The sequence below is a fragment of the Ferrovibrio sp. GW821-FHT12D07 genome, from assembly GCF_058807275.1.
Map to the genome: position 1 here is coordinate 54,702 of NZ_JBXAQN010000004.1, position 13,858 is coordinate 68,559.

Annotated in this window: 14 protein-coding genes; 9 read left to right on the top strand and 5 right to left on the bottom strand. The window is 62.8% G+C overall.

Going from position 1 to position 13,858, the window contains the following annotated elements; translation table 11 throughout:
• The first annotated feature begins 115 nt into the window (after window positions 1–115).
• Both AC1RRE_RS19735 and AC1RRE_RS19740 read left to right on the top strand, forming a co-directional pair.
• Window positions 116–799 carry an HAD family hydrolase gene (locus AC1RRE_RS19735; RefSeq protein ID WP_492983705.1) on the top strand — a complete coding sequence of 228 codons (684 nt, stop codon included), beginning with the start codon at window positions 116–118 and terminating at the stop codon, window positions 797–799.
• Window positions 799–1,725 carry an ROK family protein gene (locus AC1RRE_RS19740; RefSeq protein ID WP_492983707.1) on the top strand — a complete coding sequence of 309 codons (927 nt, stop codon included), beginning with the start codon at window positions 799–801 and terminating at the stop codon, window positions 1,723–1,725. Before AC1RRE_RS19735 ends, AC1RRE_RS19740 begins: the two co-directional genes overlap by 1 nt.
• On the opposite strand, the gene AC1RRE_RS19745 is transcribed toward AC1RRE_RS19740, so the two are convergent.
• Window positions 1,722–2,555, bottom strand: coding sequence for an EipB family protein (locus AC1RRE_RS19745; protein ID WP_492983801.1), 834 nt, complete (start codon window positions 2,553–2,555; stop codon window positions 1,722–1,724). The genes AC1RRE_RS19740 and AC1RRE_RS19745 overlap by 4 nt on opposite strands.
• A gap of 336 nt (window positions 2,556–2,891) precedes the next feature.
• On the opposite strand from AC1RRE_RS19745, the gene AC1RRE_RS19750 reads away from it, so the two are divergent.
• The 7 genes from AC1RRE_RS19750 to AC1RRE_RS19780 all read left to right on the top strand — a co-directional run bounded on the left by AC1RRE_RS19750 (window position 2,892) and on the right by AC1RRE_RS19780 (window position 7,731).
• Window positions 2,892–3,590 (top strand): GGDEF domain-containing protein, encoded by a 699-nt coding sequence (locus AC1RRE_RS19750; RefSeq protein ID WP_492983709.1) that lies wholly within the window; start codon window positions 2,892–2,894, stop codon window positions 3,588–3,590.
• Between the two features lie 94 nt (window positions 3,591–3,684).
• Window positions 3,685–4,146 (top strand): RidA family protein, encoded by a 462-nt coding sequence (locus tag AC1RRE_RS19755; RefSeq protein WP_492983711.1) that lies wholly within the window; start codon window positions 3,685–3,687, stop codon window positions 4,144–4,146.
• A 3-nt stretch (window positions 4,147–4,149) separates the two neighbouring features.
• Complete coding sequence (locus tag AC1RRE_RS19760) at window positions 4,150–4,617, top strand: RidA family protein (RefSeq protein WP_492983713.1); 468 nt, start codon at window positions 4,150–4,152, stop codon at window positions 4,615–4,617.
• Between the two features lie 7 nt (window positions 4,618–4,624).
• Window positions 4,625–5,383 carry a glycerophosphodiester phosphodiesterase family protein gene (locus AC1RRE_RS19765; RefSeq protein ID WP_492983715.1) on the top strand — a complete coding sequence of 253 codons (759 nt, stop codon included), beginning with the start codon at window positions 4,625–4,627 and terminating at the stop codon, window positions 5,381–5,383.
• Window positions 5,380–6,573, top strand: a complete 1,194-nt coding sequence (locus AC1RRE_RS19770; RefSeq protein WP_492983717.1) for a GNAT family N-acetyltransferase — start codon at window positions 5,380–5,382, stop codon at window positions 6,571–6,573. The genes AC1RRE_RS19765 and AC1RRE_RS19770 overlap by 4 nt, the downstream gene beginning before the upstream one ends.
• A 49-nt stretch (window positions 6,574–6,622) precedes the next feature.
• Window positions 6,623–7,051, top strand: a complete 429-nt coding sequence (locus AC1RRE_RS19775) for an HIT family protein (protein ID WP_492983719.1) — start codon at window positions 6,623–6,625, stop codon at window positions 7,049–7,051.
• Between the two features lie 8 nt (window positions 7,052–7,059).
• On the top strand, window positions 7,060–7,731 hold the full coding sequence (locus AC1RRE_RS19780) for a hypothetical protein (RefSeq protein WP_492983721.1): 672 nt from the start codon (window positions 7,060–7,062) through the stop codon (window positions 7,729–7,731).
• A 15-nt stretch (window positions 7,732–7,746) separates the two neighbouring features.
• Here AC1RRE_RS19780 and AC1RRE_RS19785 read toward each other — a convergent pair whose 3' ends face one another.
• The 4 genes from AC1RRE_RS19785 to clpA form a co-directional block, all read right to left on the bottom strand.
• Entirely contained in the window at window positions 7,747–8,667 is a 921-nt protein-coding gene (locus tag AC1RRE_RS19785) for an ABC transporter permease (RefSeq protein ID WP_492983723.1), read from the bottom strand.
• The gene (locus tag AC1RRE_RS19790) at window positions 8,664–9,656 is read right to left on the bottom strand and encodes an ABC transporter permease (protein WP_492983725.1); all 993 of its coding nucleotides are present in this window, start codon (window positions 9,654–9,656) and stop codon (window positions 8,664–8,666) included. Before AC1RRE_RS19790 ends, AC1RRE_RS19785 begins: the two co-directional genes overlap by 4 nt.
• A 56-nt stretch (window positions 9,657–9,712) precedes the next feature.
• A complete protein-coding gene (locus AC1RRE_RS19795; protein ID WP_492983727.1) occupies window positions 9,713–11,311 on the bottom strand; it encodes an ABC transporter substrate-binding protein in 1,599 nt (532 codons plus the stop codon).
• Between the two features lie 152 nt (window positions 11,312–11,463).
• On the bottom strand, window positions 11,464–13,842 hold the full coding sequence (clpA, locus tag AC1RRE_RS19800; RefSeq protein WP_492983729.1) for an ATP-dependent Clp protease ATP-binding subunit ClpA: 2,379 nt from the start codon (window positions 13,840–13,842) through the stop codon (window positions 11,464–11,466).
• Window positions 13,843–13,858 lie beyond the last annotated feature (16 nt).

A 13,858-nucleotide genomic window follows, 5' to 3' on the forward strand; every position in this document is an offset into this window, starting at 1 on the left:
GTCCCCGGATAGTGTCTACTGCCTACGCCCGACACGATTTTCCTGTGTATCCAGTATTTTGTAGCATTCTGATCGGTCCGGGCCAAGCCGTTTACGATGACATTAACGCTGACAGATGAGCCTGAAATCCACACCTTTGCCTGAGCTTCCCGCCCCGGTTGCCGAACAGCTGGCCACTCTGCCCCTGCAGGCCGGCAAACCGCTGCTGATCGTCGATGCCGACGAGGTGCTGTTTTACTTCATGCGCGGCCTGGAAACCTTCCTGGCCACCCGTGAGCTCTATTTCGACTGGGCCTCCTATGCCCTGCACGGCAATATCCGCCGTCGCGGCGACGACAGTCCGGTGGATGCCGAGGTTCTGCATCCCCTGCTGCAGCGGTTCTTCGCCGAGGCCACCGAGATGATGGACCCGGTCGAGGGTGCGGCCGATGCCCTTGCGGAACTGGGCAAAGCAGCCCAGATCGTGATCCTGAGCAATGTACCGATGGCGGCGCGGGCCGCACGCAGCCGGGCACTGGCCAGACATGGCATGCCCTTCCCGCTGATCGCCAACAGCGGTCCCAAGGGGCCAGCCGTCGCCGCCATGCTGCGGCAGACCGCTGCGGCAGCCGTGTTTATCGACGACATTCCACACAACCACAGTTCGGTCGCCCAGATGGCACCGGCGGTGCACCGCCTGCATTACATCGCCGATCCGCGGCTGGCGGCCCTGCTCGGGCCCGCGCCGGATTGCCATCACCGGATCGAAAGCTGGCCGCTGATGCAGACCCACGTGACGACATTGCTGACAGAAACGTGATGGGCATGCGGATCGGAATTGATCTCGGCGGCACGAAAATCGAAGCCATCGCACTGGATGAAGACGGCAGCATCCGCGCACGCCGTCGGGTGCCTGCACCGCGCGGCGATTACAACGCCACGGTGCAGGCGCTGCGCGACCTCAGCCTGGCCGTCGAATCCGAGGCTGGCGCACAGGGGCCGATCGGCGTCGGCATCCCGGGCACCATTTCGCCCGCCACCGGGCTGATCAAGAATGCCAACTCGGTCTGGCTGATTGGTCATCCGCTGGACCAAGACCTGACCGCGGCAACCGGCCGGCCGGTGCGGCTCGCCAACGACGCCAACTGCTTTGCGCTGTCGGAAGCCAGCGACGGCGCGGCAACCGGCCATGGCGTCGTATTCGGCGCCATCCTCGGCACCGGCTGCGGTTCAGGGATTGTCGTGGATGGCCGCGTGATCAGCGGGCCCAATGCAATTGCCGGCGAATGGGGCCACAATCCCCTGCCCTGGCCGCAGCCCGACGAACTGCCCGGCCCGCAATGCTATTGCGGCAAGCGCGGCTGCCAGGAGACCTATATGTCCGGCACCGGCCTGGAGCGTGATTTCGTCGAGGCGACGGGCCGCGCTCTGAAAGGCAGCGAGATTGCCGCCGCCGCCGAAGCTGGCGATGCGCAGGCGGAGGCCGCGTTGCAGCGTTATGAGAACCGTCTGGCGCGCGGACTGGCCACCATTCTCAACGTGCTGGATCCCGATGTGGTGGTGCTGGGCGGTGGTCTGTCGAATCTCGACCGCCTATATCGCAACGTGCCGCGCCTGTGGGGCGCCTTTGTCTTCTCGGATGTGGTGACGACGCCGCTGGTGAAGAACAAACACGGCGACAGCTCTGGCGTGCGCGGCGCGGCCTGGCTCTGGCCACCAGAAGCAAAGGGCGGCTCGATACTTTAGCAGGCGTCGCGCGGCTTTATTTCCAGCAGCTTCAGCGATGCGCGGATCGCCCAGTCGCCATAATCGAACACGATGTCGTCGGCGACGCCATTCTCATACAGGCGATAGGCGATCTCGTATTCCGGCGTATCGGACTGCTTGTCAGACGAGAAATACGCCAGACGAATGCGCCAGGAACGCTGGCCTTTCAGCGGCCCCAGCACCGGATTCTCACCGGTTTCCACTGCCATCTCGCCGCCGATAAAGCCGCCAACTTCACTGTATGAGTCGGCTGACGAACCATCATAGACCGAGGTCTGCAGCCAGTTGCCGCCGCTGCGCGCCAGTCCCAGCAGCCGCACTGTATGATCGGTGGGGAACAGCGTGCCGGCCGGCAGCGACAGATCAGTATCCTCGGGCAACGTGAAGCGCACTTCGCCACCCGTGCCGCCCTTCAGTTTCGCCTCGCCGTTCAGCTCCTGCTCAAGGTCGCCGTTGACCTCGTCCTTCATCTTGAAGCGGAACCGCTGCCCATCCAGCGCCTCCCAGGAATTCAGAGTCATGTTGGTCAGCACGGCACCGTCTTCGGTGCTGGTCTCGATCACGAAGCGCTGGTTCAGCACATAACCGTCGCAGGCGTGGACGAATTCCAGGCTCAGGCCACCGGCGACGCCGTTGCGGTAATTGCGGGGGTCAAGACGGGCGACAGAGAGGGTGTAAAGCGCCCGGTGGCTGACCAGTCCCTTGGCAATGGCCTGAAGCTCGGCGCTGTTATCGACCGCCGGAGCGGGACGAACCGGCAGACCGGCCAAGCCAAGCAGCAAAAACAGCGAAAACAACGCGCGGCGCATCGACACGGCCAAATCCGGGCTGGGGGTAAATCCAAAAAACGCTGTTCGAGAATAGCCTTAGCCGAATTGGAAAGAAACATGTCGCTCTGCACACAAACAGCAACCCGACTGCGCACCCGTCCATGCAACATCGGCAACGCGCCGCGATTGAGCACGCGGGGACGCCATTCCCGGCCCGTCCGGCCCGCTTGGTCCATCTCGCCGCCATTTGGCCTTGCTGCCCCTGCGATGATCGGCAAAATCTGCCTGAGTCCATCTAAATAAATGGCTGTTTTCCGTCATTTTACCCTTGGCACACCGCTTGCTATGCCTAAGGGGCAAGAGTGGATGAGTGTCATGAAACCTGCCAACGACAGTTCTGTTTTCAATCTGGCCGCCCCGCACGCGGAGAGTCACACCACGCCGGGTTTCGCCAGTCTGGTTCTGCGGCTGCGCCTGGCGCTGCGCCGCGACCCCGATCCGCGCAAGCATGATCTGGTCGAGCAGATTCTCACCGCCGCCGCCGAAAGCGAGCAGCAGCTTGTCGATCAGGCACGCCGCATCGCCGAACTGCAGGCGATTTCCACCACCGACGAACTCACCGGCCTGCCCAACCGTCGCGCCTTTGAAAGCTTCATGCAGGCCGAACTGGCCCGCGCCAAGCGCGAAAATCGTGGCGGCACACTGGCTTTCTTCGATCTCGACCGTTTCAAGGCGATCAATGACCGCCATGGCCACGCCGCCGGCGATGCCGTGCTGCGTCATGTGGCCGAGCGCTTGGCTCCGATTGCCCGCGCCACCGACTGTCTCGCCCGCCTGCATGGCGATGAATTCGTGCTGGCGATGCCCGGCGCCTGTCCGACCCAGGCCGAAAGCCGCTTGGGCGAACTGGTGACCCGGATCGAACGCCAGCCGCTGCGCCATGGCGACAGCCTGATCCCCACCAGCATCAGCTATGGTCTCGCCGCCTATGACGGCTCCACCATGCTCGAAACCCTGCTGCGGGATTGCGACCGGGCGATGTACAGCCGCAAACAGGCCCGCCACCTGCAATAACCGCCGGCCGGTGGGCAGGCGCGTTGCCAGCCGCGCGTCATCCGGGCTAGAACCGGCACAGGTTTTCCGTGCCGTTCAACCCCCAGGATTCGCCATGAGCCACGACGCCCGCCTCGCCGCCCTCAAGATTGAATTGCCTGCCCCGGCCGCACCGGCCGCCAACTACGTACCGACCGTGATCGCCGGCAACCTGCTGTTCGTCGCCGGCCAGATCACCATCTTCAACGGCGAAGTACGCTATATCGGCAAACTGGGTGCCGGCATCGATATCGAAACCGGCAAGCAGGCTGCCCGCCTCTGCGGCCTCAACATCATCTCGCAGGCCCGTCACGCACTTGGCGGCAGCCTGAACCGCATCGTGCGCTGCGCCAAGCTTGGCGGCTTCGTCAACTGCACGCCCGAGTTCATCGACCACCCGCAGGTGGTGAATGGCGCGTCCGATCTGATGGTCGATGTCTTCGGCGATGCCGGCAAGCATGCGCGCTTCGCCGTCGGCGCGGTGTCGCTGCCGCGCGGCGTAGCCGTCGAAGTGGATGCCATCTTCGAGATCGCCTGATCCATGAGCGGCAAGGTCGCTGAGGCTCTCAAGGCCAAGGGCCTTGTGCTTCCGCCGGCCCCGCAGCCGGTGGCGACCTATGTCGGCTTCGTCACGGTGGGCAAGCTGGTGCATGTGGCCGGCGTCGGTCCTACCTGGGGACCGGAAATCCGCTATCGTGGCAAGGTCGGGCGCGATCTGAGCTTCGAGGAAGGTTATGCCGCCGCCGGTCTGACCGTGTTGAACCTGCTGGCGCATATGAACGTTGCCTGCAACGGCGAACTCGATCGCATCGACCGTTGCGTCAAGCTGCTCTGCCTGGTGAATACGACGCCGGATTTCGTCGACGCGCAGAAGGTTGCCAACGGCGCCACCGATCTGCTGACTGACCTGTTCGGCGTCGACAACCGCCCGGCACGAACCACCACAGCGGCGCCGTCCTTGCCGATGGACATCGCCTTCGAGGCCGATGCCGTTTTCCTCTTACGTTGAGACTGCCATGACCCGCCCGGATGATCTTCCCAAATGGCTGACCAAGACGCCGGTGGCACATCGCGGTCTGCATGACATCGCCATGGGCGTGCCGGAGAACTCGCGCCTCGCCTTCCAGAAAGCCATCGATGCCGGCTACGCCATCGAGACCGATGTGCGCATCACCGGCGACCGCCAGGTGGTGGTATTCCACGATCCCGATCTCAAACGCCTCTGCGGCCAGGACGGCATCGTCTGCCAGATGGCGCTGGCCGACCTGAAGCCGCTCAAGCTGCTTGGCACCGAGGAAACCGTACCCAGCTTCCGCGACCTGCTGGACCAGGTGCAGGGCGCCGTTCCGCTGGTGGTGGAGATCAAGAAGGACAAGGGTGAGCCGGTCGGACCGCTGGAAACCAGCGTCGCCCGCATGCTGCAGCATTATCCCGGCCCCTTCGTGGTGCAATCCTTCAATCCGCGTACCGTGAAGTGGTTCCAGAAGAATGCACCGCAGATCGTACGCGGCCAGATATCGACGGACCTTGCCAATATGACCAAGGGCCTTAACTGGTTTACCCGGATGCAACTGAAGCGCGCCCTGATGACCGGTTACGGCAATCCCGACTTCCTGGCCTATGACGTGCGTGACCTCCCCTCCGAGATCACTGCGGCGGCGCGGCGACGCGGCTTGCCTCTTTTGAGCTGGACCGTGCGCACCGCCGCCGAACGTGCGCGGGCAGCCGCCCATGCCGACAACGTGATCTTCGAGGATCTGTCTACGACGGTATGACAGCCGGCGGCACAGGCGGAGCAGAAACCGGGATCAGCATCCGCGCACTGGCGCGGATCGCCGATATCCCGGCTACTGACTGGGACGCCTGCGCCGGACGCGACAATCCCTTCATTGCCCATGCCTTCCTCGATGCCCTTGAGCAATCCGGCTGCGTCACGCCACGCACCGGCTGGCAGCCCACGCATCTGGTGGCCGAGAGCAACGGCCGCGTGATCGGTTGCCTGCCGCTCTATATCAAGGGCCATAGCCAGGGCGAATACATCTTCGATCACAACTGGGCCGAGGCTTATAGCCGCGCCGGCGGGCAGTATTACCCCAAGCTGCTTTCCGCCGTGCCTTTCTCGCCAGTCACCGGGCCGCGCTTCCTCGTGGCGCCCGATCAGGATTTCGCCAGCATCGCTGATGTGCTGCTGCAAGGCGCCGAAGAAGTGATGCGGCGTTACGGCCTCTCCTCCTTGCATGTGAACTTCCTGACCAAGGCCGAAAGCGATCAACTGGCCGACAATGACGAAATCCTGCTGCGGGTCGGCGAGCAGTTTCACTGGCAGAATGACGGCTATCGCGACTTTGACGCCTTCCTCGAGCAGCTCGCTTCCCGCAAACGCAAGGCGATCCGCAAGGAACGCCGCGAGGCGGTGGCGTCCGGCATCGAGATTGAAATCTTCCAGGGCAATAGCCTGACGGATGCGCACTGGGATGCCTTCTTCGAGTTCTATATGGATACCGGCAGCCGCAAATGGGGCCGGCCGTATCTCAATCGCGACTTCTTCCATCGCCTGCAGGCGACGATGCCGAACCGCATTGTGCTGGTGATGGCAAAACGTGAAGGCCGCTGGATCGCCGGTGCCTGGAACATGCTGGGCAGCGACACGCTCTACGGCCGCAACTGGGGCTGCATCGAGTATCACCCCGGTTTACATTTTGAATGCTGCTACTATCAGGCCATTGAGTACGCAATCCGTCATGGCCTCGGTCGCGTGGAAGCCGGTGCGCAGGGCGAGCACAAGCTGGCGCGTGGATACCTGCCGGTGGCGATCTATTCTATCCACAAGCTGGCCGATCCCGGTTTTCACGATGCCGTGGCCCGTTACCTGAAACAGGAACGCGCCCATATGGGTGACATGATCGCCGCTTTGGACGAACATTCACCATTTCGTCAAGTGCAACCTGTCGAGGAAAGCGAATAGCATCCCTCCAAAGGCCGCGCTAACATGCGGGAAAAGACGGGAGGGAAGCATGGCCGGGTTGCCGCACGACAAAAGCTGCATCTTCTGCAAGATCGTGCAGGGTGAAGCGCCGAGCTTCAAACTCTACGAAGACGACCGCAGCTTCGCCATCATGGACATCAACCCCTTCAATCACGGCCATGCCCTGGTGCTGAGCAAGGGGCATTATCCCAATCTTCTGGAAGCCGATGACGACAGCATCGCTGCCGTCGCCCGCACCGCGAAGAAGATCGCCGCCGCGGTGGTGGATGCCGTGCCGAACGACGGCTTCAATATCGTGCAGGCCAATGGTCAGGGCGCGGCGCAGTCGGTGCAGCATTATCACGTTCATGTGCTGCCGCGCCGGCTGGGCGATAACGCAAAACTGAACTGGAGCCTCTCGCCCGGCGATCACGAGGCCATTGCGAAACTGGCTGCCGATATCAAGGCCAGGCTCTGACGCCGGCCATGACCAAAATCTGGCGCGTCTTTCTCCTGCTGTGTGCCCTCTGGGCCATGCCGGCGCTTGCCGAGGATGACGTGACCCTGTGTCATCGCGAAGCCGATCGCGGCCAGACCTCGGCCTGCGAACGCGCCATTGCCGCCCGGCCGCAGGATGCCGAATTGCATGCCCTGCTGGGGCAGGCCTATTTCGCCAGCGGCTTCTATCCCGAAGGCCTGCAGTCCTTCCGCCAGGCCATCCAGGTGTCCAGGGGTGATTCCGGCTACCGCTACCGGTTCGCCGGCTATGCCGCACTGGTGAATGAATATCCGCAGGCCGCCAAGGAACTGGAGCTGGCCGTGCTCGACACGCCGAAGGATGCGCGGCTGTGGACGCTGCTGGCCGACTGCTATCGCTTCATGAAGGATACGCCCAAAGTGCTGCGCGCCAGCCGCAAGGCTGCCGAGCTTGGCGATCTGGCGGAGGCCTATGCACTGGGCCTGCATTACGCCACCAGCGAGGATGGCGATGCCAATCCGAAGGAAGAGCTGCACTGGCTGGAACGGGCGGCCAAGGGCGGCCATGTCGCTGCCATGCAGGATCTGGCGCGGCTTTATGCCGATGGCCGACCCGGCATCCCTGCCGATGCGGCCAGGCAGAAATACTGGAAGGACAAGGCGCGCAAGGTGGTGAACTAGCGCGCAATCCCCTTCTTACTGCAGCTTCGGGTTCAGGGCATCCCGCAGCCAGTCCCCCAGCACATTCACGGCCAGCACCAGCAGCACCAGCGTCAGTGCCGGGAAGAAGGTGATCCACCATTCACCGCTGAACAGGAAGCTCTGGCCAACGCGGATCAGGGTGCCCAGCGAGGGCTGGGTCGGCGGCACGCCAACGCCGAGGAAGCTCAGCGTCGCTTCCGACAGCACTGCCAGCGCCAGACCCACGGTGGCCAGCACCAGCACCGGGCCCAGCGTATTGGGCAGCACATGCCGGAACACGATCACCCAGGACGGCTGGCCGATGACGCGGGCGGCCGAGACATAGTCCTTGTGGCGCTCGACCATGGCGGCAGAGCGCGCGACACGGGCAAATTGTGGCCAGTCGGCGATGCCGATGGCAAAGATCAGCACGAAAATGGCGATCTCGTTATGCAGCTCGCGCGGCAGCGCCGTGCGGGCCACACCATCGATGGTCAGCGCGATCAGGATGCTAGGGATGGTCAACTGCACATCGGCCGTGCGCATGACAGCCATGTCGAGCCAGCCACCGCGATAGCCGCACAGCACGCCGATCAGTGTGCCGAACACGGCCGCAAAAGCGATGGCGGAAAATCCGACCAGCAGCGATATGCGGCTGCCATACAGGATGGTGGACAGCAGATCACGCCCCTGGTCATCGGTGCCAAGCAGATAGGTCAACTTGCCCTCTTCCGTCCAGGCCGGCGGCGTGAAGGCATCCATCAGCTTCAGCGCGCCCGGATTGAAGGGATTGAATGGCGACACCAGTGGCGCGAAGACGGCCGCCAGGATGATCACCAGCGCCACCACGGCCGCGATCACCACGGCGGGCGAACGACGGAAGCTGTAGGCCAGATCGCTGTCATACCAGCGGCGCAACATGGTGACAGCGCTCATGTCGCGCGCCCCGCTGCCTTGGAGCGGTCGATGCGCAGGCGCGGGTCGATCATGAAATAGGCCAGATCAACCATCAGGTTCAGCACGACGAACATGGCGCCGACCATCACCAAATAAGCAGCCATCACCGGCACGTCGGCGAAGCTGACGGCCTGGATGAACAGCAGTCCCATGCCGGGCCACTGAAACACGGTTTCGGTGACAATCGAGAATGCAATCAGACCACCAATCTGCAAACCGACGATGGTGACCACCGGCATCATGGTGTTCTTCAGGGCATGGTGGAAATGGACGATGCGGTTACTCAGGCCCCGCGCGCGGGCGAACTTGATATATTCGGTGCGCAGCACTTCCAGCATTTCGGTGCGCACCAGCCGCAGCACCAGGGTGAGCTGATACAGGCTCAGCGTGATGGCCGGCATGATGATCGCGGCCCAGCCGGATTTGGTGAGGAAACCGGTGCTCCACCAGCCGAGCTGGACCACCTGCCCGCGCCCGAAACTGGGCAGCAGGTCGAACTGCACTGACAGCAGATAGATCAGTCCGATGCCGATCACGAAGGTAGGCAGCGAGACACCAACCAGACTGGTAGTCAGTATCATCCGGCTCAGCCAGCCATCGCGACGCAACGCCGTATAGACGCCAAGCGGCAGCCCGACCACCACGGCGACCAGCGCCGAAAGGAAAACCAGCTCCAAGGTTGCCGGCATGCGTTCGCGGATCAGGGCCGATACCGGACGTTTCAGGCGATAGGACAGGCCGAAATTGCCCTGCGCGGCATTGCCCAGAAAGCGGCCGAACTGCAGGACCGCGGGATCATTGAGACCGAGTTGTTCGCGTAGATCGGCGCGATCGGCCGTGGTGGCGTCCTGCCCCACCATGTTGTTGATGGGATCACCGACGTAATTGAACAGCAGGAATGCGACCAGCGCGACAGCGAGCATCACCGCCAGCGCCTGCGCCAATCGTCCGACAATGTAACCGAGCATGGGACCTAACGCATAAATGGCGCCGTGCCCGGCCAACGACCGGGCACGGCGGGAACTTACTTCATCTTGGCGAAGTGGAAGCGCGGCACGTTGTCCGCGATGATCGGCATGTCCAGCTTCTCGGCCATCGCCCAGTTCAGCACCTGGTGATGCAGCGGCAGATAGATCACCTCGTCGTTGATCATCTGCCAGGAGTCGGCGATCAGCTTGTCACGCTTGGCCATATCCAGCTCGCTCAGCATGGCATTGAACATGCCATCCAGCTTCGGGTTGGAGTAGTTGGTGAAGTTCCAGCTGCCGTTCTTGCCGTCCGGGGTCTGCACCAGATACGAGAAGACGTAGTGGCTGTCGAAGGTCGGCACGCCCCAACCGAGCAGGAAGAAGCTGGTATCCTTCTTCTGCAGCTTGGGGAAATACAGCGTCTTGGTCTGCGCTGCCAGGTCGACCTTGATGCCGGCCTGGGCCAGCATGCCGACCACGGCCTGGCAGATGCCCTCGTCGTTCACATAGCGGTCGTTCGAACAATCAAGCTTGATGCCGAAGCCGTTCGGATAACCGGCATCCTTCAGCAGCGCCTTGGCCTTGTTGACGTCATAAGGCAGACGCTTGTCCAGGTCCTTGCTGTAGCCATGCACGCCCGGCGAGGTGACCATGCCGGCGACCACGGCATCGCCGCGCATCACCTTCTGCGAGATCGCCTGCATGTCGATGGCATGGTAGAAGGCCTGACGCACGCGCTTGTCGGCGAAGGGGTTTTTGCCCTTCACATCCGAATACTTCAGTTCCGGGCTGCCGACGTCGAAGCCCAGGAAGATCGAGCGGATCTCGTTGGTCTTCTTCACCTGCAGGCCCGGCGAACGCTTGACGCGCTCCACGTCCTGCACCGGCACATCGAGCACGAAATCGAGCTGGCCCGAGACCAGAGCCGCGACGCGGGTCGCCGGCGTGGTGACCGGGGTATAGACGATCTCGTCGATGTTATGCGGATTGTCCTTCAGGCCCCACCAGGTGGCATTGCGCACCATCACGGTGCGCACATCCTGCTCACGCTGCTTCAGCATGAAGGGACCGGTGCCATTCGAATTGCGAACAGCGAAGGTCTCTTCCTTGTCCTTGTAGGATTGCGGATTGACGGCGCTGTTCTTTTCCGCCCAGGCCTTCGACATGATAAAGATGTTGGCGATCTGGTTCGGCAGGATCGGGTTGGCGCCATTGGTCTCGACATGCACGGTCTGCGCGTCGATCTTCTTCACGTCCTTGACGCTGGCGATGTAGGTCTTGAAGTCCGAATTGGGATGCTGGGCGCGCTTGATCGAGAACACCACGTCGTCAGCGGTGAAGTCGGAGCCGTCATGGAACTTCACGCCCTGGCGCAGCTTGAATTCCCAGATGGTGTCGGTGGCCGCCTTCCACGAAGTGGCGAGCGCGGGCACGAATTTCAGATCGGCACTGTAACCGACCAGGCCTTCATAGCTCTGGAAGCTGCCGGTACGGGTCAGCCCCTCGTTCTGGCTATGCGGATCCATGGTGAGATAGTCGCCCTGGCTGGCCCAGCGCAGGACCTTGCCCTGTGCAAATGCCGGCGCCACCATCAGCGGCAGAGCGAGGGTGAGAGCGCCGGCAAGCAGCGCCGCCTTCATGCGGATATTAGCCATATAGCCTCCTGTTTCTTTTTTGGCCGGCCGCACGTCAACCATGCGGCCCTTGCGGCGCCAACCGGATCAACCGGTCGGCGCCCCATGGCACCACTGTAATTTTACGGAGATTTTATGTCTATGGATTCGGGAGAAAACTGTGTCCCGAACCCTTAATGCGCGTATTCAGGGATCTTGCCGTCCGGCGTGCCGTCGGTCGCCCCGCCCTTCCCGCCAGCTTTCTCGGCGGTGAATTCGAAGGCGAGCTTATCGTCCACGACCTTGACCAGCACATGACCACCCTTAGCCAGCTGCCCGAACAGCAGTTCGTCGGCCAACGGCTTCTTGATGTGTTCCTGGATGACGCGGCTGAGCGGCCGCGCGCCATAGAGCTTGTCGTAGCCGCGCTCGGCCAGCCAGGCGCGGGCCTCGTCGGTCAGGGCGACAGTGACGTTGCGGTCGGCAAGCTGGCCCTCCAGCTGGGCGACGAACTTGTCGACCACGCGGTTGATCACCTCGGTCGACAGCGGCGCGAACGGGATCACGGCATCCAGACGGTTGCGGAATTCCGGCGTGAACAGGCGCTTGATCGCCTCTTCGTCTTCGCCTTCCTTCATGTCGCGACCGAAGCCGATGGCGTTCTTCGACATTTCCGACGCGCCGGCATTGGTGGTCATGATCAGCACGACGTTGCGGAAGTCGACGCTCTTGCCGTTGTTGTCGGTCAGCTTGCCGTGGTCCATCACCTGCAGCAGGATGTTGAACAGGTCGCCATGGGCCTTCTCGATCTCGTCGAGCAGCAGCACGCAATGCGGATGCTGATCGACCGCATCGGTCAGCAGGCCGCCCTGGTCGAAGCCGACATAACCCGGCGGCGCGCCGATCAGGCGGCTGACGCTATGGCGCTCCATGTATTCCGACATGTCGAAGCGGATCAGCTCGACGCCCATGATGGTGGCGAGCTGGCGTGCGACCTCGGTCTTGCCGACACCGGTAGGACCCGAGAACAGATAGTTGCCGATCGGCTTTTCCGGTTCGCGCAGGCCGGCGCGGGCCAGCTTGATGGCGCTGGACAGCGCATCAATGGCAAAATCCTGGCCATAAACGACGCGCTTCAGCTCGGCGTCCAGGTTGCGCAACGACTCCTTGTCTTCGCGCGAGACCGACTTGGGGGGAATACGGGCGATCTTGGCGACGATGGCCTCGATCTCCTTCACGCCGATGGTCTTGCGGCGCTTGCTTTCCGGCTTCATCAGTTCGGCCGCGCCGACTTCGTCGATCACGTCGATGGCCTTATCAGGCAGCTTGCGGTCGTTGATGTATTTCGACGACAGCTCGACCGCCGCCTTGATGGCATCCTCGGTATAGCGCACGCCGTGATGCTGCTCGTAATAGCCCTTGATGCCCTTCAGAATCTTCACGGCATCAGCCGGGGTCGGCTCGTTGACGTCGATCTTCTGGAAGCGGCGCAGCAGCGCACGGTCCTTCTCGATATAGGACCGGAACTCCTTATAGGTCGTCGAGCCGATGCAGCGTAGCGCACCAGACGCCAGCGCTGGCTTCAGCAGGTTTGACGCATCCATCGCGCCGCCCGAGGTGGCGCCGGCGCCGATCACGGTGTGAATCTCGTCGATGAACAGGATCGAACCGGGCTGGCTCTCCAGCTCCTGCATCACCTGCTTCAGACGTTCCTCGAAATCGCCGCGATAGCGCGTGCCAGCCAGCAGGCTGCCCATATCGAGCGCATAGATCACCGCATCCTTCAGGATGTCGGGGACTTCTGCGCGCACGATGCGACGCGCGAGACCTTCCGCAATCGCGGTCTTGCCCACGCCGGGATCGCCGACATAGAGCGGATTGTTCTTGGTGCGGCGGCACAGGATCTGGATCGTGCGCTCGAGCTCGGCCTCGCGGCCGATCAGGGCGTCGATCTTGCCGGCCTTGGCCTTCTCGTTGAGATTGACGCAGTAGGCGCTCAGCGCCTCCTTGTCTTTGTTCGCGGCATTACGGTCGGCACTGCCACGCTCCCGCTCGCCACGGTCGGCACGTTCGGCCCGCTGCTCGATATCGCTGTCGGCACCGCGCACCGGACGACGCTCGCCGCCCCGGCCCGGCGACTTGGCGACGCCATGGCTGATATAGCTGACGGCATCCAGGCGGGTCATGTCCTGCTCCTGCAGGAAATGCACGGCATGGCTTTCGCGTTCGGAGAAGATCGCCACCAGCACATTGGCGCCAGTCACTTCCTCACGGCCCGACGACTGCACATGGAACAGCGCACGCTGCACGGCGCGCTGGAAGCTCAGGGTCGGCTTGGCATCCTGTGCCGCCCCCACCACCAGGCCGCGCAGGTCTTCATCGATGAAGGTGCCGATCCGCCCCCGCAGCTTTTCGACATCCACGTTGCAGGCGCGCAAGACCGCGATCGCATCCTGATCTTCGGTCAGGGCGAACAGCAGATGCTCCAGCGTGGCGAATTCATGCTTCTTCGCCCCAGCGAGCGAGAGCGCGCGGTGCAGGGTCTGTTCGAGCGTACGGGAGAAAGATGCCATGCGCCTTCCGCCTTCC